Origin of the sequence: Agrococcus sediminis (assembly GCF_007923295.1) — a bacterium.
In the GTDB taxonomy this organism is placed as follows: domain Bacteria; phylum Actinomycetota; class Actinomycetes; order Actinomycetales; family Microbacteriaceae; genus Agrococcus; species Agrococcus sediminis.
Window position 1 is genome coordinate 388,242 of the sequence record NZ_VOIR01000011.1, and the last position, 23,575, is coordinate 411,816.

Below are 23,575 nucleotides of genomic sequence, written 5' to 3' on the forward strand. Positions count from 1 at the left end.
CCTGGAGTTGAACCCTGGGAGACAGCCAGTTGACTCCCAGGAAGGGGGGACGACTATGGGGGACAAGTCAGTGCCATCGGAGGCACCGCCTCCACGTCAGACGGAATGGATGGATCATGACCGACGCATACCAGCCCAACGACCAGCTCCACCGACCCGGCGGCATCCCGCCCGAGGCGGAGCCGGTCTTCGGAACCCCGACCGTGCCGCCGACGCGAGCGCCCGGTCAGTCGGAGCACAGCACGAAGGACACGGCGAAGGAGGAGGCCGCGCACGTGCGCGACACCGCCGCGGAAGCGGGCCGCAACGTCGCCGGCACCGCCAAGGAGGAGGCCCGCAACGTCGCCGGCGAGGCGAAGCAGCAGGCGCGGCACCTGTGGGACCAGACGATGCACGAGGCGCAGGGCCAGGCGAAGGCGCAGACGCAGCGCGCGGCCGACGGCATGCACACCTTCGGCGGCGACCTGCGCAAGATGGCCTCGGAGTCCGGCCAGCAGGGCCTCGCAGCGCAGCTCGCCGGCGAGGTCGGCGACCGCGTCGACGCGGCGGCCAACTGGCTCGACGGGCGCGAGCCCGCCGACCTGCTCGACGAGGTCAAGCGCTACGCGCGCCAGCACCCCGGCACCTTCATCGCCATCGCGGGCGTCGCCGGACTCGTCGTCGGCCGACTCACGCGCGGCATGATCGGCGACGCGCAGGACCAGGCGAAGGGCACCTCGACCGCCCGCCACGCCGACTCCACCTCGGTCGCGGGCATCCGCTCGGCGGAGGCCCGGCCCGGCGGCTCGACGCAGGGCGTCGTCACCGACTGGGACGTCCCGGCGCAGACGGGCCATCAGCCGCACGGCACCGGCATCCCCGCGACCACCGGCATGCCGGGCAGCACGGGCATCCCGCCGGCCACCGGCGTGCCGACGGCCACGCCCAGCGGCGTCCCGACGACGGGCGCCGGTGCCCCCGGCGGCCAGGGCGACCCGACCACGCGGAGGGAGGGCGGACTGTGACCGACCCCACCACCGGCATGCGCGGCGCGCACGCCGCACACGAGGACCCCGCCGTCGCGGCGGCCGAGACGCCCGCGGAGGAGCGGGCGGCCTCGCAGTCGCTCGGCGACATCGTCGGCGACCTGATGCGCGACACCTCGACCCTCGTGCGCCAGGAGATCGCCCTGGCGAAGGCCGAGGCCAAGCAGCAGGCCACCCGTGCGGGCAAGGGCGCGGGGATGCTCGGCGGCGCCGGCTACGCAGCCGGCCTCGTCATCCTGTTCCTGTCGCTCGCGCTCATGTTCGCGCTCGGCGACTGGCTCGAGCACCTCGGCTGGGGCGCGCTCATCGTGGGCGTGCTCTGGGCCATCGTCGCCGCCGTGCTCTACACGCAGGGCCGCAAGGAGCTCGCGAAGGTCGAGCCCATGCCCGAGACGGTCGACTCCGTCAAGCACATCCCCGACATCACGCACACGAAGGAGGAGAACCGATGAACGAGACACCTGAGGAGATCCGCGCGCGGATCGAGCGCACCCGCGCCGAGGTCAGCGGCGACGTCGACGCACTGGGCGAGAAGGTGTCGCCGAGCGGCATGGTCGGTCGCCAGACCGAGCGCATCAAGGGACGCTTCGGCGACGTCAAGGACCGCGTGTTCGGCGTCGACGACCACGACCCCGGCGCCGTCGGGCGGATGGGCGACGACATGAAGGGCGCGATCGGCCACGCCGGCGAGAGCGTCCGTGACGGCGCCGACCGGGCCGTCCGCAAGGCGAAGGGCAACCCGCTCGCCGTCGGCCTCATCGCCTTCGGCGTCGGCGCGCTCGTCGCCTCCCTCATCCCCGCGAGCGACAAGGAGAAGGAGGTCGCGAGCAAGGTGAAGGAGGGCGCCCAGCCCCTCGTCGACGGCGCGAAGGACGTCGCGCAGGAGATGGGCGAGCACCTGAAGGAGCCCGCGCAGCAGGCGGCGCAGTCCGTGAAGGACACCGCGCAGCAGGCCGGCGAGCACATCAAGGGCGACGCGCAGTCGGCCGCCAAGGACGTGCAGGACGACGCGCAGCGCGCACGCCAGCACGTGCAGGACGAGGCGCAGCGCTAGCCGCTCCGCCGCACGACCCGAGGCCCCGGCGGAGTACCGCCGGGGCCTCGTCATGCGCCGGCCGCGTCGCGCCGGACAGGCGTGCGCCTACGCGCCGACGGCCTCCCGCACGGCCTGCGCCAGCGCATCCACGTCGTCCTCGGTCGTGTCCCACGTGCACATCCAGCGCACCTCGCCGGCCGGGGCGTCCCAGTCGTAGAAGAAGAAGCGCTCGCGCACCCGGTCGGCGACGCCCTCGGGCAGCCGCGCGAAGACGCCGTTCGCCTGGGTCGGGTAGGCGAACCCGACCCCCGGCACCTGCTCCACCGCGGCCCGCAGGCGCGCCGCCATCGCGTTGGCGTGCGCGGCGCTCTCGCGCCACAGCTCGCCCTCGAAGAGCGCGACGAGCTGCGCCGAGATGAAGCGCATCTTCGACGCGAGCTGCATGTTGAGCTTGCGGAGGTACAGGAGGCCCTCGCCCGCGCCCTCCGAGAGCACGACGACCGCCTCGGCGCACATCGCGCCGTTCTTCGTGCCGCCGAGGGAGAGGATGTCGACGCCCGCGTCGGTCGTGAACGCGCGCAGGTCGGTGCCGAGCGAGACCGCCGCGTTCGACAGCCGCGCGCCGTCGACGTGCAGCAGCATGCCGCGCTCGTGCGCGTGGTCCGCGATCGCACGGATCTCGTCGGGGGTGTAGAGCGTGCCGAGCTCGGTCGACTGCGTGATCGAGACCGCGAGCGGCTGGGCCCGGTGCTCGTCGCCCCAGCCCCACGCCTCGAGGTCGATGAGCGCAGGCGTGAGCTTGCCGTCGGGCGTCGGCACGGTGAGCAGCTTCATGCCGCCGACGCGCTCGGGAGCGCCGCCCTCGTCGACGTTGATGTGCGCGCTCTTCGCCGCGATCACCGCGCCCCACCGGGGCAGGAGCGACTGCAGCGCGAGCACGTTCGCGCCGGTGCCGTTGAAGACCGGGAACGCCTCGGCGGCGTCGCCGAAGTGGCCGCGCACGACCTCCTGCAGCCGCGCCGTGTAGTCGTCGGCGCCGTAGGCGGTCTGGTGGCCCCCGTTGGCCGCGGCGACGGCCGCGAGCACGGCGGGGTGCACGCCGGAGTAGTTGTCGGAGGCGAACCCGCGGCGATCCGCGTCGTGGAGCTGCTGCACGGAACGATCCTCGCAGACGAGCTGATGGGTGCGCGTGCAGGAGCTTCGCGACAGAATGCGGAGCAGGGAGACCCGCGGGCCGGCGACGACGCCGGAGCCGCGCGACGATTGGAGGAGCGCATGAACCACGCATCGCAGCCAGGGAAGCACGGCCGGCACGACGAGCACGAGCACGAGCACGAGCACGTCGAGCACGGCCACGAGGGGCACGAGCACCACGGCGAGCACGGGCACCACGACGAGCACGGGCACCACGTGGCCGGCACGCACCTCGACGACGACGCCGACTCGCCGGTCGAGGGGCTCGGCTCGCAGTCCGACGGCTCCGGCTCGCCGGTGCGCGACGCCGCGTCGCCGGCCGAGGGCGCGCGCGGATCCGCCGGCGACGGCGCCACGCAGGATGCCGCCTCGCCCGCGCAGGGCCTCGGCCCGTCGCCCACGGGCGAGGGCTCGCCCGTGCAGGACGCCGACTCGCCCGAGCACGGCACCGGTCCCGCGGTCGTCGACGAGGCGGAGCGGCACGACCCGCGTCACTGACCGCAGGCGGGACCCAGCCCTGACCGGGTCGGGTCCCGCCTCGCGGCGCGCCTGCTCAGGCTCGGCACAGGTCGAGCGACCACACTGCCGGGCGCGGGAGCAGCGGCGCCCTCCGGCGCCGACCGCGAGGAAGGGAGACCGGATGCCAGAGCACATGGATGCAGGACAGCACCCGACCGACCAGCACGTGCCCGACGAGCGCCCGACGGACCCGGGCGAGCTCGAGTTCGCCGAGCAGCGGCCCGACCAGCCCGTCGCCGACCACGGTGCGGACGACGTCGCGAGCGAGGCGGAGGGCCTCAGCCCCCACGACGGCGCCGACGTGCCCGGCGCGACGCGCCACCTCGACGCGGGCGTGCACCCGCACCCCGTGCCGGCGCCCGACGAGCAGGAGCAGGCCGACCCGCTCGGCTGACGCGACGGTGCTCCGGCGGCCGGGCGCGCGCATCCGCGTCCGCCCGGCCGCCGGGCTTCGGCCCACCGGCTGACGTCGAGCCGGGCCGCGTAGCCTGCCCGCATGGGTGCGCAGATCGTGTGGTTCCGCCGTGACCTGCGGGTGCACGACCACCCGGCGCTCACCGCCGCCGCCGAGGCCGGCGACGTGCTGCCCGTCTTCGTCGTCGATCCGGCGTTCGAGGATGCGGGCGTGCCGCGCACCGCGGCGCTCCGCACCGCGCTCGCCGCGCTGCACCGCGCCACCGACGGCGCCCTGATCGTGCGCAGCGGCCGGCCCGAGCAGGTCATCCCCGCGCTCGCCGCCGAGGTGGGGACGGATGCGGTGCACGTCTCGGGCGAGACGACGCCCGGCGGCCGTCGGCGCGACGCGCGCGTCGAGGCGGCGCTCGACGTGCCGTTCGTGGCGACCGGCACCCCGTACGCGGTCTCGCCGGGGCGCGTGCGCAAGCGCGACGGCGAGCCGTTCCGCGTCTTCACACCCTTCTCGAAGGCCTGGCTCGAGCACGGCTGGCGGGCACCCGCCGAGCTGCCGGCCGGCACCCGCTGGGTGCGCCGGGCTGAGGGCGAGCCGCTGCCCGAGCCGCCCGAGACCTCGGCCGAGCTCGGCTGGGCGAGCGAGGAGGGCGCGCTCGAGCGCTGGCACGGGTTCCTCGACGACGCGATCGACGACTACGACACCGCCCGCGACCGCGCCGACCTCGACGGCACCTCCCGCCTGTCGATCGCGCTCAAGCTCGGCGCCGTGCATCCGCGCACGCTGCTCGCCGACCTCGACCGCGTCGCGCCGAGCCGCAGCGCGGCGGCGCAGCGCTCGCTGAAGCGCTACCAGACCGAGCTCGCCTGGCGGGAGTTCTACGCCGACGTGCTGCTGCACCACCCGCGCTCGGCCTGGCGCGACTACGGCGACCAGCTGCGCGGCATCGCCTACGACGAGCCGGGCGAGCTCTTCGACGCGTGGTGCGAGGGGCGCACCGGCTTCCCGTTCGTCGACGCCGGCATGCGCCAGCTGCTCGCCGAGGGCTGGATGCACAACCGCGTGCGCATGGTGACGGCCAGCTTCCTCACGAAGGACCTCCACGTGTGGTGGCCGCACGGCGCCCGCCACTTCCTGCGGCACCTCGCCGACGGCGACCTCGCCTCCAACAACCACGGCTGGCAGTGGACGGCGGGCACCGGCACCGACGCGGCCCCCTACTTCCGCGTCTTCAACCCGGTGCTGCAGGGCCAGCGCTTCGACCCCGACGGCGACTACGTGCGCCGGTGGGTGCCCGAGCTGCGGCACATCGCGGGCGCTGCGGTGCACGAGCCGTGGAGGGTGCCCGACGGCGCCGCGCACGGCTACCCGGAGCGCATCGTCGACCACAAGGCCGAGCGCGAGGAAGCGCTCGCGCGCCTCGCCGCCGTCAAGCGCTGACCCGGCGCCCGCCTACCGCGCCTGCGCCCGCCCGCCGCGCCCGGCCGCCCTCCCGCCCCCGCGCCGCGCGAGGGGATGCACAACGCAAGCCCGCCGCCGCGATCCTGCGACGCACCGGCCGAGAACGGCCAGGGCGCCGCGGAACGCGGCTGGCGGGCTTGCGTTGTGCGCGGGGCGCGAGGAGCCGGGCGCCGCGGACGCCCCAGCTAGCGGGCCTGCGCCCGCCGCACGAGCGTCAGCCAGACCGCCGCGCCGAGCGCCGCGAAGCCGGCGATCACGACCATCCAGCCGCCCCATGCCATCCCGAGGACGTCCATCGCCGCCGCCCGGAACGCATCCGACAGCAGCGCCCCCGCGACCACCGCGAGCACGACGGCGGCGAGCCCGATCCAGAACACCCAGAGGAACGACTGCCCCCACCGGTGGAACGCGGTGGTGATCGCCGCGCCGACGAGCATCACCGCGAGGATGAGCAGGAACGTCTGCACGAGCGTCTGCCACCACGCGCCGATGCCCGTGTAGAAGGTGTCGAAGAAGCGCACGCCGAGCCCGAAGCCGCCCGTCGCGACCTCGACGACCTTGCCGATCGTCACGACGGCGGCGTAGAAGGCGGCGTTGCCGACGAAGACGAGCGCGGTGCCGGCGGCGAACTCGCGGCGGGTGAGGCCGAGGCCGAGCGCGAGCGGGAAGTACTGCCCCATCGCGATGAAGCCGAAGCCGATGAGCGGCCCGAGCAGCGCGAAGATCGCGCCGTTCCACTGCATGCCGGTGTTCATCCCGGTGCGCGCGTCGGCGCCGCCGACGCCGACCACGAGCGCGCCGATGATGAGCGTGATGGTGAGCGAGAGCGACATGATGACGAGCGGCCAGCCGAAGGCCTGCAGGCGGTTGACGGTGTGCAGCTGCACGACGTTGCGGATGCGCATGGCGGCTCCTCAGACGGTCGCGACGTCGGTCGCGGGGTCGGCGCCGGCGGTGGCCGGAGCAGTGGCGGATGCGGTGGTCAGGTGCACGAAGAGCTCCTGGAGGGAGACGGGCGCGACGTCGAGCCCCGCCTCGCGGGCGGCGCGCTCGTCGCCGTCGCGCGTCGTGAGCGTGGCGGTCGCGAGCCCGCCGAGCCGCGTGCGGTCGAGCGCCTCGCGTCCCGCGAGGAACGCGTCGACGTCGGCCGCGCGGCCCGAGACGGTGATGGCCGCGTCGTGCAGCTCGTCGGTGTCGGCGTCGAGCAGCACGCGGCCCTGGTCGAGGATGACGACGTGCTCGAGGAGGTTCGCGACCTCGTCGATGTGGTGCGTCGAGAGCACGACGGTGCGGGGGTGCTCGCTGAAGTCGGCGAGCAGGCGGTCGTAGAACATCCGCCTGGCCACCGCGTCGAGGCCGAGGTAGGGCTCGTCGAAGAACGTGATGGGCGCCCGGGAGGCGAGCCCGATGACGATGCCGATCGCCGAGAACTGGCCGCGCGAGAGCTTCTTGATCATGCGGCGCTCGGGCAGCTGGAACTGCGCGACGAGGGTGTCGGCGTAGGCCTGGTCCCAGTGCGGGTAGGCGCCGGCGGCGATGCGCAGCACGTCGACGGCCCGGAACGTGTCGGGGTAGCGCTGGCTCTCCTGGATGAACGCGGTCTGCGAGAGCACCTCGGCGTTCTCGACCGGGCTCTGCCCGAGCACGCGCATCTCGCCGGCGGTCGCGAAGACCTGGCCGGTCAGCAGCTGCATGAGGGTGGTCTTGCCCGCGCCGTTGCGGCCGAGCAGGCCGTGGATGCGGTGCTCGGCGAGGGTCACGGAGACCCCGTCGAGCGCGCGCACGTCGTCGTAGTGCTTGGCGAGGTCGGTGGTGACGATGGCGCTCATCGCGCGAACTCCTTCGTGATCATGCGCGCGAGGTCGTCGGGGCTGATGCCGAGCTGCTCTGCCTCGCGCAGCAGGGGAGCGATGTACTGGTCCTCGAACGCGAGCCTGCGTCGTTGGCGGAGCGCCTCTCGGGCGCCGGGGGCGACGAACATGCCGATCCCTCTCCTCTTGATGAGCACCTCCGCGTCGACGAGCAGGCCGAGGCCCTTGCCGGCGGTCGCGGGGTTGATGCGGAGGAAGGCGGCGAGCTCGTTGGTGGAGGGCACGGGGCCGTCCTCCGCGTAGGTGCCGTCGAGGATGCCGTCCTCGATCTGCTCCGCCACGGCTACGAACAGCGGCTTGCTGTCGTCGAGCATGGCTGCCTCCTTGGGTGGGGTGGGGCGGATGCGCGCACATCCTGGGTGAGCTGCGCGGCTCACCACGTTGGTTCATTACTCGACTAATGAACCATGGAACCGGCACTCCGTCAAGCGGGTCGCTGGATCCGGCTCACCGCGCGCGGCGTGGGCGCGCACAACGCAAGACCGCCGGCGCGATTCGGCGGGCCCTGCGCCGCGATGGGCGAGGAGGCCGCGGAACGGAGCCGACGGGCTTGCGTTGTGCGGAGCTGCGGAGCTGCGGAGCCGCCGAGCGGTGCAGCGCGGCTAGGCCTTCAGCGCGTCCTTCCACTTCACCGCGGCGCCCGTCTTCAGCAGCGACCGCTCGTAGACGCGGGCGGCGAAGCCGATGACCAGCACGGTGAAGACGACGAGCACCGCGAGCGACAGCAGCGGCTCCCACCACTGCTGCGTCTGCAGGTAGACGCGCATCGGCACCGCGACGGGGGCGGAGAAGGGCACGTAGGACATGATCTGCAGCGCCAGCGGGTTGTTGTTGAACATGATCACGAGGAAGTACGGGATCATCACGAGCATCATGATCGGGCTCGTCGCGGTGCCGAGGTCCTCGGCGCGGGAGACGAGCGCGGCGGCAGCCGCGTAGAGCGCGGCGAGCATCACGAACCCGACGGTGAACAGCAGCACGAACCACACGATCGGCATGCCCAGCCCGTCGAGCAGCAGCTGCGAGCCGGTGATCGCTCCGCCCAGCAGCACGACCGCGGCGATCAGGATGATCTGCGCGAACGCGAGCACCGAGTTGCCGAGCACCTTGCCCGCGAGGATCGCCCGCGCCGACACCGTCGCGAGCATGATCTCGACGATGCGCGACTGCTTCTCCTCGACGACCGACTGCGCGATCGTCTGCCCGAAGGTGATGGCGGAGGAGAAGAACACGACGCCGAAGGCGAGCCCGATGAAGTAGGTGAGCATCGGGTCGGGCGCGTTGGGGTCGAGCAGCTCGAGCGCCGGGGCGACGCTCAGCAGCTGCAGCAGGTCGCTCGGCGCCTCGCGGTCGGCGAGCACCGTGAGGCCGGAGGGTCCGTCGCCGGGGACGACCCCGGCGTCGGCCGTGCCGTCCAGCACCGCCTGCCGCACCGCATCCGCCCCCTGCAGCGTCTCGACGGCGAGCCCGTCGAGTCCCTGCAGGGTCGAGGCGAGCTCGGCGGTCGTGGCGACGCGGGTGTCCTGGTCGAACAGCTCGGGGCCGACCGACGAGAAGATCACCGCGGCGAGGATGAGCGCGAGCAGGATCGCGGTCGAGATGAGGTAGCTCTTCGACCGCACCTTCGTGACGATCTCGCGCTCGGCGACGATGCCGACCGCCTGGGCGAAGGGCGTGCGCCCGCGGCGGGGGGCGGATGCGGTGGGCGCGGTCATCGGACGACCTCCTGGAAGATCTCGGTCAGCGGGCGGGCGACGGGGGAGAAGCTGCGCACGGCGCCGCGCTCGATCGCCTCGCGCAGCACGCGGTCGGCGTCGGCGTCGGTGGCGGCGGTGAAGCGCACGTGCCCGCCGTCGAACTCGAGCACCTCGACGCCCGGGATGCCGCGCACGAAGCCGGCGTCGCCGGTCTGCAGCACCCACTCGGGGCGGGCGTGCGCCGCGCGGATCTGCTCGCGCGTGCCGGCGGCGCGCACCTCGCCGTGGGCGAGGATGACGAGCGAGTCGCAGAGGCGCTCGACGACGTCGAGCTGGTGGCTCGAGAACAGCACGGGCGCCCCGGCGCGCGCGACGTCGCGCAGCACCTCGAGCGTCGTCTCGACGGCCATCGGGTCGAGGCCCGAGAAGGGCTCGTCGAGCACGAGCGCGGTGGGCTCGTGCACGAGCGCGGCGGCGATCTGCGCCCGCTGCTGGTTGCCGAGGCTCAGCGACTCGAGCGTGTCCGAGCGGCGCTCGGCGAGCCCGAGCTGCTCGAGCAGCGCGTCGGCGCGGCGCGACGCGTCGATGCGGCTCATGCCGTGCAGGCGGCCGAGGTAGACGAGCTGCTCGAGCACCTGCATCTTGGGGTAGAGCCCCCGCTCCTCGGGCATGTAGCCGAACTGCGCGCGGTCGTCGGCGGTGACCGGGCGGCCGTCGACCTCGACGGAGCCGCTGTCGGGCGCGAGCACGCCGAGGATGATGCGCATCGCGGTGGTCTTGCCGGCGCCGTTCGCGCCGACGAAGCCGGTCATGAGGCCGTCGTGCACGTCGAAGGAGACGTCGCGGAGCGCCTGGTGTCCGTGGAACGAGCGGGAGATCGAGCGGATGGAGAGCATGCTCCGACGCTACGGTCGCGGGCGCCGGCGGGCCTCCCCCTCGAGGCTGGACTTGCGGCTCCGCCGGGCGGGGGAGCGGGAGCCCGCCGCGTCGCCGTCGTCCGTCGACCGGCCAGGTGTCGCTGCGACCGGATAGTCCGGTCGGAGCGACGCGGAGCCGGTCGGCGAACGGGCGGTGCGGGCGTCAGGCGTGCGGCGGGAGCGTCAGGCGGGCGGGCCGGGGGAGGCTGCCGCGAGCTCGCGGCGCCGCAGCGCGAGCTCGCGCAGCCCGAGGAACAGCGGGAAGGTGCACGCGATCGCGGTCAGCCCGCTCAGCAGCACGAGCGCCCACACCCAGCGCGCCCAGCCGAGCCGCGCGCCCTCCACGAGCATGAAGATCGACGCCGCGACCGCGACGACGAGCAGGTCGACCGAGGCCGACGAGGCGGCCGCGTTCGCGAACCAGCCCTCGAGGTAGCCGAGCCCGCCCGCCTCGGCGATGAAGGCGATGTTGAACCACCAGGTGCCGACGAGCCCGACCGCCGAGAGCACGAACCACGCGATCGCGACGCCTGGCCCGCGCGGCGCCGCCGGGCGTTCGGCGGCTGCACCGCCGGAGCGCGGCTCGTCAGCCACGCGGCGCCACCACCCCGTGCTCGTACGCCCAGATGACGGCGTGGATGCGGTCGCGGATGCCGAGCTTCAGCAGCACGTTCGACACGTGCGTCTTCACGGTCGCCTCGCCGACGAAGAGCTCCTTCGCGATCTCGGCGTTCGAGCGGCCGCGCGCCAGCAGCAGCAGCGTCTCGCGCTCGCGCTCGGTGAGCTGCGCGAGCGCGGGCGGCGCGGATGCGTCGCGGGCGCGGGCACCGTCGGTCGCGTCGGCCGGGGGCGCGGCGGGGGTCGCCGCGAACCGCTCGATCACGCGGCGCGTGACTTCGGGGCTCAGCAGCGCGTCGCCGCGGGCGAGCGCGTGCACGGCGTCGATGAGGTGCTCGGGCTCGGCGGTCTTCAGCAGGAAGCCGCTCGCGCCGGCCGAGAGCGCCTCGAAGAGGAAGTCCTCGCGGTCGAAGGTCGTGAGCATGAGCACGGCCGGATGCGCCGAGGTCGCGGTGATCGCGCGCGTCGCCTCGAGGCCGTCCATGACGGGCATCTGCACGTCCATGCAGATCACGTCGGGCCGCAGCTCGGCGGCGAGCCGCACGCCCTCCGCGCCGTCCCTCGCCTGGCCGACGACGTCGAAGCCGGGCTCGCTCGTGAGGATCGTCTCGAAGCCCGCGCGCACGAGCGCCTGGTCGTCCACCAGCAGGATGCGCGTCACGCGCCCACGGTATCGGCCGTTGCGCTCCGGAGCCCGGCCGGTACCCTGGTCGAGGCTTTTGCCCCCACCGAATGGTTGCCCGATGCGCACGAGAATCCGTCTGATCGTCGCCGCGGTGGTCGCGGCCCTCGTCGGGGCTCTGCTCACCGTCGCGCCGCCCACAGGCGGGGCCGGCCGGGCGGAGGCGGCCGAGGCCGCCGACTTCGACCCCGGCTTCCTCGTCTCCGACCAGCAGCTGTACGACGGCGGCGCGATGACCGCGGCCCAGGTGCAGGCGTTCATCGAGTCGAAGCACCGCGGGTGCGAAGCGGGCTACACATGCCTCAACCGCTACCGGCAGAGCACGGTCGCGATCCCGGCCGACGCGTACTGCGGCGCGCTGGCAGCGACGAGCGACGAGTCGGCGGCGAGCATCGTCGCGCGCGTGGGCGCCGCGTGCGACATCTCGCAGCGCTTCCTGCTCGTGCTGCTCGAGAAGGAGCAGTCGCTCGTCTCGCACACGAAGCCGACCAGCATCCGCTACGAGCGTGCGACCGGGTTCGCGTGCCCCGACACGTCGCCCTGCAACTCCACCTATGGCGGCTTCTACTACCAGGTCTACTTCGCCGCCCGGCAGTTCAATCGCTACGCGGCGCTGCCCGACAACTACCGCCACCAGGCGGGCGAGACCAACCAGGTGCTGTTCCACCCGAACGCCGCGTGCGGCTCGAGCCCCGTCTTCATCGAGAACCTCGCGACCGCGGGCCTCTACAACTACACGCCCTACCAGCCGAACGCCGCGGCGCTCGCGAACCTCTACGGCTCGGGCGACACCTGCTCCGCCTACGGCAACCGCAACACCTGGCGCATCTGGACCGACTGGTTCGGCGACCCCACGATCACGCTGCCGACGGCGACGCGCGTCTCGGGCGCCGATCGCTACGCCACCGCCGTGCAGGTCTCGCGTCGCACCTTCGCGACCACCGCCCCGGTCGTCTACCTCGCGAGCGGCCAGGACTTCCCCGACGGGCTCGCCGCCGGCCCTGCCGCCGCGCACGAGGGCGGGCCGGTGCTGCTCACGCCGCAAGGCTCCATCCCGCAGGCGGTGCTCGACGAGATCCGGCGGCTGCGCCCGGCGAAGGTCGTCATCGTCGGTGCCGAGCCGTCGGTGTCGGCCGCAGTGCAGACCGCCGTGCAGGCGCTCGACCCGGACCGCGAGGTCGTGCGGCTCGGCGGCGCGAACCGCTACGAGACGAGCCGGCTCATCGCCGAGCACGCCTTCGTCTCCGCCGCGTCGGCCTTCGTCGCCACGGGCATCCGCTTCCCCGACGCGCTCGCGGCCGGCCCGGCCGCGGCGCTCCTAGGCGGCCCCGTGCTGCTCGTCGACGGGCGGGCGGCGCAGGTCGACGCGGCGACGCTCACCACGCTGCAGGGGCTGGGGGTCGGATGGGCCGGGGTGGTCGGCGACGCATCCTCGGTCTCGCAGGGCATCGCCTCGGGCCTCGTCGCGGGCGGCCGCACGGTGCAGCGCTACGCCGGCAGCGACCGCTACGCGACCGCCGTGCAGCTGTCGAGCCTCTTCCGCGATGTGAGCACCGCCTACGTCGCGAGCGGTACGGGCTTCCCCGACGCGCTCGCGGGTGCTGCGGCCGCCGGCGCGACCGGCGCGCCGCTGCTGCTCACCGGTCCGAGCTGCATGCCGGCCACGACGCGCAGCGCGCTCATCGCGTTCATGCCCGACGATGTGCTCGTGCTCGGCGGCACCCCGACGATCTCGGAGGCCTCCGCGCGATACACGAGCTGCTGAGGCGGCCGGCGCCCGAGCCCGAGCCGCGTCAGCGCGACGGGACCCGCGCCCGCACGAGCCAGCCGCCGCGCGAGCGCGGGCCCACCTCGAGCGCGCCGCCGAGCGCCGCGATCCGCTCGCGCATGCCGACGAGCCCGGCGCCCGCGCCGTGCCAGCCCGGGCCGCCGCCGTGCCCGTCGTCGGCGACCTCGACCTCGAGCTCGTCGTCGAGGAAACGCACGCGCACGTCGACCTGCGCCGAGGGGCCCGCGTGCTTGCGGGCGTTCGTGAGCGCCTCCTGCACGACCCGGTAGGCGCCGAGGCCCACCATCGGCGTCACCGGGCGCGGCTCGCCGATCGTCTGCAGCGCGACCCGCTGGCCGCTCGCGACAGCCGAGGCGACGAGCTCGGGCAGCGCGTCGAGGTCGGGCGCGCCGGTGGGCTCGTCCTCCGAGCGGAGCGTCACCACGAGCGACCGCAGCTCGCCGATCGCGTCGCGAGCCGACTGCTCGACGTGCCGCAGCGCATCCGCCGCCCGCTCCGGATCGGCCGCGAGCACCCGCCGCGCGGCACCCGCCTGCACGCCCATCGCCGAGACGTGGTGCGCGACGACGTCGTGCAGCTCGCGGGCGATGCGCAGGCGCTCGAGCGAGACGGCCTGGTCTGCGAGCAGCGCCTGCTGCGCCTGGATCTCGGCGTGGGCGGCGTCGAGCTGCTCCTGCTCGAGGGCGGCGCGCCAGGCGCGGTCGCCGAAGATCCAGCCGCCGCCGAAGTAGGCGGCGTTGATGACCACCTGGATCATGAGCAGCGCGAAGTAGGCGGCCACGCCGCGCTCGCCGGTCTCGGGCTCCGAGAAGCCGCGGATCGCCGAGACCGCCAGCCACACCGCCATCGCGACGACGATCACGACGCGCGACCAGTGCGCGAGGCGGCGGTTCGCCTCCCACGCGCCGATCGAGTAGATGCCCATGAAGAGCGCCACCTGCGACACGTACAGCTCGAGCGCGCCCGCCTCGCCGGCGACGATGTAGATGACGATCTGCGCCGCAGCGACCGGCACCGGGTGCCGGCGGCGCAGCACGAGGGGCGCGGCGAGCAGCACCGCCGCGAGCATCGGCGCCCACAGCGGCACCTCGGTGAGCTGCAACCCGGTCGTGGCGCTGAGCGCGACCATCACGCAGCCGGCCGCCGCGAGCGCGATCGCGAGCATCGTGTCGGATCGCAGCGATCTGGCATCGGGGGCTCGGCGCACCTTCCGAGCCTAGGCGCGCGCCTCGCGGGCCCGCCTCCGCCGGCGGGCGGATGCGCCCGGTCGCCTCCGCCGGGCGGGGGAGGGGTGGGGTGGGGGCGCGGCCGGGTGCCCCACCGCCGCGCTCCCTCGCGCACAACGCAAGCCCGCGTGCCGCCTTCCGTGGCGGATCGCGCGGGCGGCAGCGTTCCGCCGACGGGTGGGCCGCGCGGGCTTGCGTTGTGCTGGAGGGGGATCGGCGCCCTCGAGGCGGGCGGTGCCGCCGGCGCGGCGCGCCCGCGGTGTAACCGGCCGGTGCGACCTGGACAATCCGGGATGTGGACCTCTCGCAGACCGACGCGCAGCTGTGGCGCGCCGTCGTGCGCGGGGACGGGGTCGCGTTCGCGGCGATCTTCGACAGGCACGGCGATCGCGTGTGGCGGCACGCCTGGAGACTGATGCAGCACCGGCAGGACACCGAGGACGTCACGGCGGCCGCGTTCGCGGAGGCGTGGCGGCGTCGGGCGCGCGTGCGGATCGTCGACGACTCGGTGCTCCCCTGGTTGCTCGTCACGACGACCAACTGCGCGCGCAACGCGCGCCGCAGCATCCGCCGCAACGAGCGGCTGATCGCGCACATCCCGCTCGGCCCCGACGCGCCCGACACCGCGGATGTCGCCGCCGACCGGCTCGAGCGCCTCGACGCCGGGTCGGCGGTCGCGCAGGCGCTGCGCGAGCTGCCCGAGACGGATGCGCGGCTGATCGCGCTCGTGATGCTCGAGGGGCTGCCGCTCGCCGACGCCGCCGCGGCGATGGGCGTCGGCTACGGGGCGGCGAAGACCCGCATCCACCGCGCGAAGCAGCGGCTGCGCGGCCGCCTCGAGGCCGCGGGCGCCCGACTCGATGAGGTGAGCGCATGAGCCAGCAGCAGCCGCCGCGCATGAGCGAGGAGTTCCGCGACCGGATGCGTGCGGGGCTGTCGACGATGGCGCCGCACGAGCGGCTGCGGGAGCGCAGGCGCAATCGGGCGTTCGTGGGCGGATCGGCGGCAGCGGTGCTCGTCATCGTCGGCGCGGTCGTCGCGGTGCAGGGCGTGCGCGGCACGCTGCTGCAGGATCAGGCCGCGCCGCCGCCGCCGATGCCGTCGGTCGTCGAGACGCTCATGCCGACGCCGACGCCGGCGCCGAGTGCGACGCCGTCGCCGGAGCCGACGGCACCGGCCGCGACGCTCGAGCCGGGCACCGTGACCCCGCCGCCGCAGGCGACCATCGAGCCCGATCCGACCAGCGCGCCGGAGCCGAGCGTGGTCGAGGTGCCGACCGGCGGCCCGGCACCGCAGGACGGGCAGCTGTACGACCTGGCGATCAGCTGCGTCTCGCCGCTCGAGATCTGGATCGACGACGGCTCCGTCGCCGCGGGCGGCGCTGCGAGCTGGCGCACCCTCCTGTGCGGTGTCGACACCGCGGGCTTCATCGACTACGCGATTCCCGGCCCCGACGCGCGCGTGTTCGCGCTGACCGCGCCGGGCGACCCGCTGCCGCACGTCGAGCGCCGCCCGCACGGCGGCAGCTTCACGGCCGAGCAGAACGCCGCGCTGCGGGCGGCCGGCACGAGCCTCGTCGACGCGGTCGTCTGGTGCGGCACGACGACGGGCACGGTCTCGATCGGTGCTGCGACTGCGGAGTGCGTGCCGAACGAGGCCGCGGTGATCGACGACGTCGAGTCGCCTGACGTGCTCACGCAGCTCGTCGGGCCGCCGGGGGCCAAGCTCTGGGTGATCCTGCAGCTGCAGTAGCCGAGCCTCGCGCCCCGAAACTGGGGGAGTGCGCTCCGGCCGATCCGCGCGGACAATCCAGCCATGCGCACCCCGCCGCGTCGCCGGGTGGCGACGATCACGCTCGCGGCGATCGCGTTCGGCCTGGCGACGGGGGTGGGGGCATGCGCGCAGGTCGGCGGGGCGCCGCCGGTGGCGGGCGAGTCGCAGGGCGCGCCCAGCCCCGGGGTCGAGCCGGTGCCCTCGGGCAGCCGGTCGCCGGAGCCGTCGGCCGCACCCGGCAGCGGCCCGACCGCGAGGGCGACCCCGGCCGCCGACGGCACCGAGGTCGCCACGCGCAACGGCACCATGCGCATCCGCGTGCCCGACGGCTGGCAGGTCGACGACCGCAGCGGCCTCGAGGTGGGTGCCGAAGGAAGGCAGGTGTGGGCCAACCGGCTCACCCTCACGGGCCCCGGGGGCGAGCGGCTCGTCTACGCCGATGGGCCCGGCGTCGAGGCTGCGGGGGAGGCGACGGATGCGCGCACCGGCGTCGTGGCGCGCCGAGGGGTCGCCGGCGGGCTCGTCGCCGTCGCGTTCTGGGAGCAGCCGCCCGACGGCATGTTCGTGCCGTGCGTGGTGCTGCTGCGCGCGGATGCCGAGCCGTCGGGCGCGGCGACGGTCGCGTTCCACGGCGTCGAGCGCGCGCACGCCCTAACCTTCTGGATCGAGGAGGAGACGCCGCGCTTCGCGACGCAGGCGCAGGTCGAGGCCTACCTCGCGCAGCCGGCGGTGGCGGGCGCGCTCGACGTGATGGAGACGGTGCGGCTCGATCTCGTCGACCCCTTCGCGCTGCCGGCCGACGTGGGCGTCGTCGCCGGCGGCACGACGCTGCTGCCGTTCGAGACGGCGAACGGCACCTCGAGCATGCTCGTGCCGATGGAGTGGCGCATCGAGGAGGCCGGCGAGCGCGTCGCGGCCGCCGGCGGCGGGCAGGTGTGGCACAACCGGCTGACGATCGCGCTGCCCGACGGCAGGCCCGTGCTCGTCTACGCCGACGACGCGCTCCTGCCGCCGGGCATGCCGCCGGGGCCCCAGTGGCGCATCGGCGAGGTGCGGCCGACCGCCGACAACTGGGAGGCGGCGTCGTGGGCGGTCGAGCGCGAGGGCGGGAGCCCGTTCGTCGGCGTCGGGCTGACGGATGCGGGCGGCGGCCAGTGGCCGCACGGCACGGTGTGCAGGCCCACGCTCTGCCGCGCGTTCGGCAGCGTCCCGCTCACGGGCGACGACGTCGGCGCCGAGCACGCGGTCGCGTGGTTCGACAGCGACCTCGAGGAGCTCATGCTGCTGACGGTGGCGTCGCTCGACGCGCTGCACGACGACCCGGCGCGGATGCCGCCCGACTGAGGGGAGCGGAGCCGAGCCGCGCGGCCGACCGTTCGTCAACCGGCTCCGCGAGCGTCCGACCGGATTATCCGGCCGACGTCGCACGCAGCCGGTCGAGCGACGGGCAGCCGCGAGCAACGGGTAGCCCCGAGGATCACCCGACGATCGGGTGCGCCCCGGTCAGCCCGCGCCCGCGCCGCGGGAACGCCAGCATCACCGCACCGCTCAGCACCCAGACGGCGCCCGACCCGGCGAGCAGCAGCAGCGGCTCGACGCCGGCGAGCGCGCCCGCGATCGCGGTGCCGAGCGCGGCCGCGGCACCGCGCAGCGCCGCGCCCACGGTGAACACCTGGGCGACCACGGAGTCCGGGGCCTCGGTGCGGCGCAGCAGCAGCATCGCGGCCGTCGGCGCCGCGGTGCAGAGGCCGGAGAGGCCGACGAGCGCGATCGTCCACCACAGGCCCAGGTCGAGCGCGGCGGCGATCGTGGCGAGGCCGGTGAGCGCGTATCCGATGCCCATCGTCGCGTGCGCCGAGAGCACCGGCGGCCGCAGAGGCTCGAGCGCGGCGCCGAGCAGCGCGCCGACGGCGAAGGCCGCGACGATCAGGGCGCTGAGCGACGCGTCGCCGGTGGCGGCGAGCGCGATGCCGAGCGCGGCGATCGGCATGATGCCGCGGCCGAGCTCGGCGAGGGTGCCGGATGCGGTGACGACCGCGAGCGTGCGTCGCGTCGAGAGCGCCACGATGCCGGCCGCCATGGAGCGCAGCAGCCCGGCTTGCTCCGCCGCGCGAGGCTGCACGGGCAGCAGCGCGAACGCGGCGGCCGAGGCGAGCGCGACGACCGCCATCGCGATGAGGGCCGCGCGCGGCCCGAGCGTGGGCGCCAGCAGGGCGACGGCTGCCGGGCCGGCGACGCCGCTCACGTTGTAGCTCAGTGCGTCGAGCGCGTACGCGCGCCGCGCATCCGACCCCGGTGGAGCCACGAAGCTCGACAGCCCGCCGAAGCCGAAGGGCGTCAGCAGGCCGCTCACGACGAGCGCCGCCGCGACCGCCCAGACGGGCACGGGCCCGAGTCCGGCGGCGACGCCGAAGGCGAGCCCGGTGCCGGCGGCGGCCGCCATCATCAGCGCGCGGGGGTGCCGGGCGCCGTCGAGCAGGGCGCCGACGAGCGGCGCCGCGACGATGCCGGGCAGCATCGACAGCGCCACGAGCAGCGCGCCGAGCGCGATGTCGCCGGTGACGGCGACGGCGAGGATCGGGATGGCGATCTGCGCGCCGCTCGAGGCGGCGCGGATCGGCACGGACGCGGCGAGCTGACGGGGACCGCCCATCGCGGCCCCCGCCGGCTCGCCCGCCGCAGCGGGATGCGGCGCGGGCGTCACTCCGAGACGGGCACGATGAGCCCGCCCCACGTCTCGAGGATGTACGCCTGCGTCTCCTCCGACGTCAGCAGCTCGTAGAGCGCCTCGACGCGGGGGTCGTCCTCGAGCTCGGGCGTGGTGGCGAGGATGTTGAAGTACTCGGAGTCGTCGCCCTCGGTGAGGATGGCCTGCTCCTGCGTGAGGCCGGCCGGCAGCGCGAACGAGGCGGTGACGAAGACCGCGTCGTTGTCGGGCAGCGCGAGCGGCAGGGTGGCGTTCTCGACCTCGGTGAACTGGAAGTTCGAGGGGTTCTCGGTGATGCCGTCGAGGTTGGTCGCGTCGTCGGCGATCTCGATGAGGCCCTCGGCCGCGAGGATCTCGAGCGCGCGCGCCTCGTTCGTCGGGTCGTTGGGGATGGCGATCGTGGCGCCCTCGCCCAGCTCGTCGATCGACGTGAGCGACTCGGAGTAGAAGGCGGCGGCGGGCAGGTAGACCTCGCCGATCGAGACGAGCGAGCCGCCGGCCTGCGAGTTGTACGTCTCCATGAACGTCGCGTTCTGGAAGAGGTTGGCCTCGGTCGAGCCGTCGGTGAGCGCCGGGTTGGGCGTGTAGTAATCGGTGAACTCGACCCACTCGATGTCGAGCCCGGCCTCGGCGGCCAGGTTCTCGTCGACCCAGGTGAGCATGTCGCCGGCCGGCACGGGCAGCGCGCCGACGCGGATCGTGCCGAGCGAGCCGTCCTCGGGCGCCTCGGTCTCGGCGGGGGCGCCGGAGGAGCAGGCGGCGAGGGCGAGCGCGGCGGCGCCGGCGACGACGGTGGTCGCCACGCGGCGACGGAGGGTGCTGGTCATGGTGGTTCCTTACGGGGTGCTGCCCGACGGATGCGTCGGGGTGCGGGAGGAGGGGAGGGCGAGGTCGGCGTCGAGGTGGGCCTGCGCATCGGCCGTCGCGTCCTTCTTGGGGCCGCGACGGATGGGCTGGGCGCCGAGCCGCTTCGCGAGCGCGGTCAGCGCCCACTGGATCAGCTGCACGAGGGCGAACAGGATGATGACGACGAACACGATGTGGATCCAGCTGTAGCGCTGCATGCCGTAGGTGAGGGCGACGTTGCCGAGGCCGCCGCCGCCGACGACGCCGACCATCGCCGAGAAGTTGATGATCGACGTGATGGTGGTGGCGGTGCCGAGCAGGATCGCGGGGGTCGCCTGCGGCAGCAGCACGCGGCGCACGAGCAGCCAGCGGCTGGCGCCGAGCGACTCGGCCGCCTCGAACAGCCCCGGGTCGACCTCGCGCACGGCGATCTCGACGACGCGCACGAAGAACGGGATGGCGACGAGCGTGAGCGGCACGATCGCGGGGCCGGTGCCGATGAACGAGCCGAGCAGCCAGCGGGTGACGGGGATGAGCGCGATCATCAGCACGATGAACGGCACCGAGCGGCCGAGGTTGACGATGAAGCCGAGCAGCCCGTTGACGACCCGGCCGAGCGCGCGCGAGCCGAACGGCGCCTCGAGGAAGCGCCCCTGCTCGGTGCCGACGAGGATGATGCCGAGCGGCAGGCCGACGACGAACGTGATCGCCATCGCGATCGCCGTCATGTAGACGGTCTCCCACGTGCCCTCGAGCAGCACCTGCATGAGCTGCGGCCAGAAGGTGGGGGCGGCGGGGTCGATCATGCGAGCACCTCCCAGGCGGTGACGCCCTGCGCGGTGAGCGAGTCGATCACCTTGAGGGCGACGGATGCGTCCCCGGGCACGGCGAGGCGGGTGCGGCCGGCCTGGTGGCCGCCGATGGTCTCGAGCGCCGCACCGAGGATGGACACGTCGAGCCCGAAGTCGCGCGCGAGCTGCGCGATGACGGGGCGGTCGGCGCTCAGCCCGGTGTAGGTGACGTCGATGATGCGGTGGTGGGGGATGTAGTGCGCCTCGCCGACGGGGAAGAGCTCGGCGGCGACGCGGCTGCCGGGCGTGCGGATGAGGTCGTCGAGCGAGCCCTGCTCGATGACCCGGCCGGTCTCCATGAGGGCAGCCGCGTCGCAGATGCGCTTCACGACATCCATCTCGTGGGTGATGAGCAGCACGGTGAGGCCGAGCTCGCGGCTGAGACGCTGGATGAGCTCGAGGATCGAGCGGGTCGTCTCGGGGTCGAGCGCGCTGGTGGCTTCGTCGCTGAGCAGCACATCGGGGCCGCTCGCGAGGGCACGGGCGATGCCGACGCGCTGCCGCTGGCCGCCGGAGAGCTGGCCGGGGCGGTCGTCGGCGCGGTGCGCGAGGCCGACGAGGTCGAGCATCTCGAGCGCCTTCGGCCGGCGATCCTTCTTCGGGGCGCCGGTCGCCTCGAGCGCGAACTCGACGTTCTGGGCGACGGTGCGGTTGCCGACGAGGTTGAAGTGCTGGAAGACCATGCCGATCTGGTGGCGCGCCTGCAGCAGCGCCTTGCCCTCGAGCGCGGTCACCTCGACGCCGTCGACGACGACCCGGCCGGAGTCGGGCCGCTCGAGCGCGTTGACGGTGCGCAGCAGCGTGGACTTGCCGGCGCCCGACTGACCGACGACGCCGAAGATGGAGCCGCGCGGCACCTCGATCGACACGTCGTCGAGCGCGACGACGGCGTCGGGGCCGTCGCCGAAGCGGCGGCTGACGTGCTCGATCGAGATCATGGGGCTCCCCGTGCCTTGGTGGGCGGATGCGGTGGGTCGCCTTCTATTGTCTCACGTTGTCTGATAGCAGTGAAGGATGTGACGCCGTGTGACGCCCCGCCGCGCTGGTCGGGCGGGCCCCGAAGCGCGGTGCGTCGAGACCGGTTCAGGTGTCGCATCGCCGAGGCCAGCATCCGCGACCGGTGCGCCGAGCTCCAGCAGCGCGCGGGCGTCCGCGGCCAACTGCAGCAGCCCACCGCGCCAGCTTGGGGTCGAAGACGACGTTCTCGCCTTGCTCGTCGAGCTCCGTGAAGTCGGCGTATCCGAAGAAGCCGTCGCCCCGGAACGCGGCTTGGAACATCACCGGCGCCCGCCCTGCGACCGCGTCGCGACGATCGCCGCGACCTGGCCTGCTGCGTCGAAGAGCTTCTCGATCTCGACGACCGGGCACTGCTGCCGCAACCCCTTGAGGATGCGCGCTTCATGCCGTTCGCCGGGCTCGGCGGTGCGCGCGAGCATCGCGTCGTCCTCAGGCGGCGGCCTGTCGCGGCGGCCCAGCTCGTGGTCGAGGCTCGCGAGCAGCTGCCACTCGCAGTTGCTTGCGACGGTGAGGTCGCTCGCGGTGAGCAACACGGTGTCGTGGTCGACGATCATCGACGCGATGCCTTCATCCTCCCGGGGAGTCGTCGCGCCGGCGCCTGTCGGCGTCGGGGGCGACGCCGTCGACGATGGCTTCAGTATGGGTCAGCCGGGTGACCCTGCGGCCTCGGCTGCCGCTACGCCGCGCTGGATTTGCGTCGCGATCGCGCGACCGAGGGGGATCGGCACCGCGTTGCCGATCTGACGCGCGATCGAAGTCTTCGACCCGACAAACCGATGCGAGCGTGGGAAGCCCTGCAGCACCGCGGCCTCGTAGTGCGTGATCGCGCGGTTCGCGGTCGGGTGCAGGTAGCGCCCCTTCTCGGGCTTGAAAAACTCCGTGCGAATCGTCACCGAGGGGCGGTCCCAATGCAGACGTCCCATGACGTCGGCCGATCCGGTGCGGTGGTTTTTCCAGCACTTGGGGAGCAGATCGTGGTCCTCTATCGAGAAGCGGTTGCCGCCCTGGGGGATCGCCTTGAAGCGGGCGAGCGAGAGCTCTGTGTATCGACGGCCGAGGTGCAGGTCTGCAGGTGCGAACATCGGCCGCCGCACACCGTCAACCAGTACGGTGCCGCGGGGCTCCACATGCGACAGCTCGATGGCGTCCACCGCCGCCGGGATGCCGACGAACGCCTCCGCGACAGTCGCATACGAATCGCGGTGATGGGTCGGTGTCGGCAGCGTCACCAGGGGCATGTCCCGCCGCGAGCCGATTACGATTGCGCGCTTGCGGGCCTGGAAGGCGCCGAAGTCCGCGGAGTTCAGAACGCCGGCTTCCCACCGATACTCGGAGAGGGCGCCGCCGGGGGCCATGAGCGCTGTGAAGCTCGAGAACTGGGGGGAGCTGAAGAAGGCTGTCACATTCTCGACGACGAAGTACTTCGGGCGGTAGCGCTCGATCGAGCGGGCGTACTCGCGCCAGAGCGTGTTGCGCTCGTCCTCCTCGTTCTGCTTCCCGAGCGTCGAGAAGCCCTGGCACGGCGGACCGCCGACGACGATGTCGACCTCGAGCTGCTCGTCGAGCGCGAGCCATTCCTGGATCGGCCCGGCGAAGACGATGCCCTGGCCGAAGGTCGCGGTGTACGAAGCTGCCGCGTCTCGATCCCACTCGACGGCTCGCACGCTCTTGAACCGGCGTGACGCCGAGTGGAAGCCCGCAGTCAGACCGCCGGCGCCCGCGAACAGATCGAGCACGCGGATGCTCCCCACCGCCCGATCCACGTGCTCGACGGGGTGTCCGGGGGCGAAGGTCATGCCGGCGATTCTAGCCGGCGCGAGGGGAGCCGATCCGCGGCGCGCTGGATGCCTGTTGAAGGTCTCTGGCATCGACAGATCGAGGCTCGAAGCGGTGCGCGGAGACACGCGTATGCTCGGGGCATGCACGCAGGGCGGGCA

General features: G+C 73.8%; 25 protein-coding genes. 10 read left to right on the forward strand and 15 right to left on the reverse strand.

What is annotated here, in order from left to right; all coding sequences use genetic code 11:
* Nucleotides 1–116 precede the first annotated feature (116 nt).
* The 3 genes from FQ330_RS02320 to FQ330_RS02330 are packed head-to-tail and all read left to right on the forward strand — an operon-like array spanning nt 117 to nt 2,079.
* Nucleotides 117–1,004, forward strand: coding sequence for a hypothetical protein (locus FQ330_RS02320; RefSeq protein ID WP_146354872.1), 888 nt, complete (start codon nt 117–119; stop codon nt 1,002–1,004).
* A gap of 17 nt (nt 1,005–1,021) precedes the next feature.
* Complete coding sequence (locus tag FQ330_RS02325; RefSeq protein WP_146355341.1) at nt 1,022–1,477, forward strand: phage holin family protein; 456 nt, start codon at nt 1,022–1,024, stop codon at nt 1,475–1,477.
* The gene (locus FQ330_RS02330) at nt 1,474–2,079 is read left to right on the forward strand and encodes a DUF3618 domain-containing protein (RefSeq protein WP_146354874.1); all 606 of its coding nucleotides are present in this window, start codon (nt 1,474–1,476) and stop codon (nt 2,077–2,079) included. The genes FQ330_RS02325 and FQ330_RS02330 overlap by 4 nt, the downstream gene beginning before the upstream one ends.
* A gap of 87 nt (nt 2,080–2,166) precedes the next feature.
* Here FQ330_RS02330 and FQ330_RS02335 read toward each other — a convergent pair whose 3' ends face one another.
* On the reverse strand, nt 2,167–3,216 hold the full coding sequence (locus FQ330_RS02335) for a threonine aldolase family protein (protein WP_146354876.1): 1,050 nt from the start codon (nt 3,214–3,216) through the stop codon (nt 2,167–2,169).
* Nucleotides 3,217–3,336: 120 nt separating this feature from the next.
* On the opposite strand from FQ330_RS02335, the gene FQ330_RS02340 reads away from it, so the two are divergent.
* From FQ330_RS02340 to FQ330_RS02350, 3 genes are all read left to right on the forward strand, one after another.
* Nucleotides 3,337–3,753: a hypothetical protein gene (locus FQ330_RS02340; RefSeq protein WP_146354877.1), complete on the forward strand. Its 417-nt coding sequence runs from the start codon at nt 3,337–3,339 to the stop codon at nt 3,751–3,753.
* A 142-nt stretch (nt 3,754–3,895) separates the two neighbouring features.
* Entirely contained in the window at nt 3,896–4,168 is a 273-nt protein-coding gene (locus tag FQ330_RS02345) for a hypothetical protein (RefSeq protein ID WP_146354878.1), read from the forward strand.
* A 102-nt stretch (nt 4,169–4,270) separates the two neighbouring features.
* Nucleotides 4,271–5,623: a cryptochrome/photolyase family protein gene (locus FQ330_RS02350; protein WP_146354880.1), complete on the forward strand. Its 1,353-nt coding sequence runs from the start codon at nt 4,271–4,273 to the stop codon at nt 5,621–5,623.
* A 206-nt stretch (nt 5,624–5,829) separates the two neighbouring features.
* Here FQ330_RS02350 and FQ330_RS02355 read toward each other — a convergent pair whose 3' ends face one another.
* The 7 genes from FQ330_RS02355 to FQ330_RS02385 form a co-directional block, all read right to left on the reverse strand.
* Nucleotides 5,830–6,549, reverse strand: coding sequence for a hypothetical protein (locus FQ330_RS02355; protein ID WP_146354882.1), 720 nt, complete (start codon nt 6,547–6,549; stop codon nt 5,830–5,832).
* Between the two features lie 9 nt (nt 6,550–6,558).
* A complete protein-coding gene (locus FQ330_RS02360) occupies nt 6,559–7,473 on the reverse strand; it encodes an ABC transporter ATP-binding protein (RefSeq protein WP_146354884.1) in 915 nt (304 codons plus the stop codon).
* Entirely contained in the window at nt 7,470–7,829 is a 360-nt protein-coding gene (locus FQ330_RS02365; RefSeq protein WP_146354886.1) for a GntR family transcriptional regulator, read from the reverse strand. The genes FQ330_RS02360 and FQ330_RS02365 overlap by 4 nt, the downstream gene beginning before the upstream one ends.
* A gap of 288 nt (nt 7,830–8,117) precedes the next feature.
* Entirely contained in the window at nt 8,118–9,230 is a 1,113-nt protein-coding gene (locus FQ330_RS02370; protein WP_146354888.1) for an ABC transporter permease, read from the reverse strand.
* Nucleotides 9,227–10,108 carry an ABC transporter ATP-binding protein gene (locus tag FQ330_RS02375; RefSeq protein WP_146354890.1) on the reverse strand — a complete coding sequence of 294 codons (882 nt, stop codon included), beginning with the start codon at nt 10,106–10,108 and terminating at the stop codon, nt 9,227–9,229. The genes FQ330_RS02370 and FQ330_RS02375 overlap by 4 nt, the downstream gene beginning before the upstream one ends.
* 204 nt (nt 10,109–10,312) lie before the next feature.
* A complete protein-coding gene (locus FQ330_RS02380; protein WP_225792650.1) occupies nt 10,313–10,723 on the reverse strand; it encodes a DUF2834 domain-containing protein in 411 nt (136 codons plus the stop codon).
* Nucleotides 10,716–11,408: a response regulator gene (locus FQ330_RS02385; RefSeq protein WP_225792651.1), complete on the reverse strand. Its 693-nt coding sequence runs from the start codon at nt 11,406–11,408 to the stop codon at nt 10,716–10,718. Before FQ330_RS02385 ends, FQ330_RS02380 begins: the two co-directional genes overlap by 8 nt.
* An 82-nt stretch (nt 11,409–11,490) precedes the next feature.
* Here FQ330_RS02385 and FQ330_RS02390 point away from each other — a divergent pair, with 82 nt between their 5' ends.
* Nucleotides 11,491–13,194 (forward strand): cell wall-binding repeat-containing protein, encoded by a 1,704-nt coding sequence (locus tag FQ330_RS02390; RefSeq protein WP_225792652.1) that lies wholly within the window; start codon nt 11,491–11,493, stop codon nt 13,192–13,194.
* 28 nt (nt 13,195–13,222) lie between these two features.
* On the opposite strand, the gene FQ330_RS02395 is transcribed toward FQ330_RS02390, so the two are convergent.
* Nucleotides 13,223–14,425, reverse strand: a complete 1,203-nt coding sequence (locus FQ330_RS02395) for a sensor histidine kinase (protein WP_146354897.1) — start codon at nt 14,423–14,425, stop codon at nt 13,223–13,225.
* 314 nt (nt 14,426–14,739) lie between these two features.
* Here FQ330_RS02395 and FQ330_RS02400 point away from each other — a divergent pair, with 314 nt between their 5' ends.
* The 3 genes from FQ330_RS02400 (at nt 14,740) to FQ330_RS02410 (ending at nt 17,561) form a co-directional block, all read left to right on the forward strand.
* A complete protein-coding gene (locus FQ330_RS02400; protein WP_225792653.1) occupies nt 14,740–15,321 on the forward strand; it encodes an RNA polymerase sigma factor in 582 nt (193 codons plus the stop codon).
* A complete protein-coding gene (locus FQ330_RS02405; RefSeq protein WP_146354901.1) occupies nt 15,318–16,196 on the forward strand; it encodes a hypothetical protein in 879 nt (292 codons plus the stop codon). Before FQ330_RS02400 ends, FQ330_RS02405 begins: the two co-directional genes overlap by 4 nt.
* 63 nt (nt 16,197–16,259) lie before the next feature.
* A complete protein-coding gene (locus FQ330_RS02410) occupies nt 16,260–17,561 on the forward strand; it encodes a hypothetical protein (protein ID WP_146354903.1) in 1,302 nt (433 codons plus the stop codon).
* Nucleotides 17,562–17,694: 133 nt separating this feature from the next.
* On the opposite strand, the gene FQ330_RS02415 is transcribed toward FQ330_RS02410, so the two are convergent.
* The 6 genes from FQ330_RS02415 to FQ330_RS02440 all read right to left on the reverse strand — a co-directional run bounded on the left by FQ330_RS02415 (nt 17,695) and on the right by FQ330_RS02440 (nt 23,434).
* A complete protein-coding gene (locus FQ330_RS02415) occupies nt 17,695–18,870 on the reverse strand; it encodes an MFS transporter (RefSeq protein ID WP_146354905.1) in 1,176 nt (391 codons plus the stop codon).
* A gap of 47 nt (nt 18,871–18,917) precedes the next feature.
* Nucleotides 18,918–19,751 (reverse strand): MetQ/NlpA family ABC transporter substrate-binding protein, encoded by an 834-nt coding sequence (locus FQ330_RS02420; RefSeq protein WP_146354907.1) that lies wholly within the window; start codon nt 19,749–19,751, stop codon nt 18,918–18,920.
* A 9-nt stretch (nt 19,752–19,760) separates the two neighbouring features.
* Complete coding sequence (locus FQ330_RS02425) at nt 19,761–20,576, reverse strand: methionine ABC transporter permease (RefSeq protein WP_146354909.1); 816 nt, start codon at nt 20,574–20,576, stop codon at nt 19,761–19,763.
* Complete coding sequence (locus FQ330_RS02430) at nt 20,573–21,559, reverse strand: methionine ABC transporter ATP-binding protein (protein WP_146354911.1); 987 nt, start codon at nt 21,557–21,559, stop codon at nt 20,573–20,575. The genes FQ330_RS02425 and FQ330_RS02430 overlap by 4 nt, the downstream gene beginning before the upstream one ends.
* Before the next feature lie 339 nt (nt 21,560–21,898).
* On the reverse strand, nt 21,899–22,192 hold the full coding sequence (locus FQ330_RS02435) for a hypothetical protein (RefSeq protein WP_146354913.1): 294 nt from the start codon (nt 22,190–22,192) through the stop codon (nt 21,899–21,901).
* Nucleotides 22,193–22,282: 90 nt separating this feature from the next.
* Entirely contained in the window at nt 22,283–23,434 is a 1,152-nt protein-coding gene (locus tag FQ330_RS02440; RefSeq protein ID WP_146354915.1) for a DNA cytosine methyltransferase, read from the reverse strand.
* Nucleotides 23,435–23,575: the final 141 nt, after the last annotated feature.

Bases quoted from the DNA above. Each gene is read 5' to 3' on its own strand.
- FQ330_RS02320 (WP_146354872.1), top strand. From the start codon at position 117: ATGACCGACGCATACCAGCCCAACGACCAGCTCCACCGACCCGGCGGC.
- FQ330_RS02325 (WP_146355341.1), top strand. From the start codon at position 1,022: ATGCGCGGCGCGCACGCCGCACACGAGGACCCCGCCGTCGCGGCGGCC.
- FQ330_RS02330 (WP_146354874.1), top strand. From the start codon at position 1,474: ATGAACGAGACACCTGAGGAGATCCGCGCGCGGATCGAGCGCACCCGC.
- FQ330_RS02340 (WP_146354877.1), top strand. From the start codon at position 3,337: ATGAACCACGCATCGCAGCCAGGGAAGCACGGCCGGCACGACGAGCAC.
- FQ330_RS02345 (WP_146354878.1), top strand. From the start codon at position 3,896: ATGCCAGAGCACATGGATGCAGGACAGCACCCGACCGACCAGCACGTG.
- FQ330_RS02350 (WP_146354880.1), top strand. From the start codon at position 4,271: ATGGGTGCGCAGATCGTGTGGTTCCGCCGTGACCTGCGGGTGCACGAC.
- FQ330_RS02355 (WP_146354882.1), bottom strand. From the start codon at position 6,549: ATGCGCATCCGCAACGTCGTGCAGCTGCACACCGTCAACCGCCTGCAG.
- FQ330_RS02360 (WP_146354884.1), bottom strand. From the start codon at position 7,473: ATGAGCGCCATCGTCACCACCGACCTCGCCAAGCACTACGACGACGTG.
- FQ330_RS02365 (WP_146354886.1), bottom strand. From the start codon at position 7,829: ATGCTCGACGACAGCAAGCCGCTGTTCGTAGCCGTGGCGGAGCAGATC.
- FQ330_RS02370 (WP_146354888.1), bottom strand. From the start codon at position 9,230: ATGACCGCGCCCACCGCATCCGCCCCCCGCCGCGGGCGCACGCCCTTC.
- FQ330_RS02375 (WP_146354890.1), bottom strand. From the start codon at position 10,108: ATGCTCTCCATCCGCTCGATCTCCCGCTCGTTCCACGGACACCAGGCG.
- FQ330_RS02390 (WP_225792652.1), top strand. From the start codon at position 11,491: ATGCGCACGAGAATCCGTCTGATCGTCGCCGCGGTGGTCGCGGCCCTC.
- FQ330_RS02405 (WP_146354901.1), top strand. From the start codon at position 15,318: ATGAGCCAGCAGCAGCCGCCGCGCATGAGCGAGGAGTTCCGCGACCGG.
- FQ330_RS02410 (WP_146354903.1), top strand. From the start codon at position 16,260: ATGCGCACCCCGCCGCGTCGCCGGGTGGCGACGATCACGCTCGCGGCG.
- FQ330_RS02415 (WP_146354905.1), bottom strand. From the start codon at position 18,870: ATGGGCGGTCCCCGTCAGCTCGCCGCGTCCGTGCCGATCCGCGCCGCC.
- FQ330_RS02420 (WP_146354907.1), bottom strand. From the start codon at position 19,751: ATGACCAGCACCCTCCGTCGCCGCGTGGCGACCACCGTCGTCGCCGGC.
- FQ330_RS02425 (WP_146354909.1), bottom strand. From the start codon at position 20,576: ATGATCGACCCCGCCGCCCCCACCTTCTGGCCGCAGCTCATGCAGGTG.
- FQ330_RS02430 (WP_146354911.1), bottom strand. From the start codon at position 21,559: ATGATCTCGATCGAGCACGTCAGCCGCCGCTTCGGCGACGGCCCCGAC.
- FQ330_RS02435 (WP_146354913.1), bottom strand. From the start codon at position 22,192: ATGATCGTCGACCACGACACCGTGTTGCTCACCGCGAGCGACCTCACC.
- FQ330_RS02440 (WP_146354915.1), bottom strand. From the start codon at position 23,434: ATGACCTTCGCCCCCGGACACCCCGTCGAGCACGTGGATCGGGCGGTG.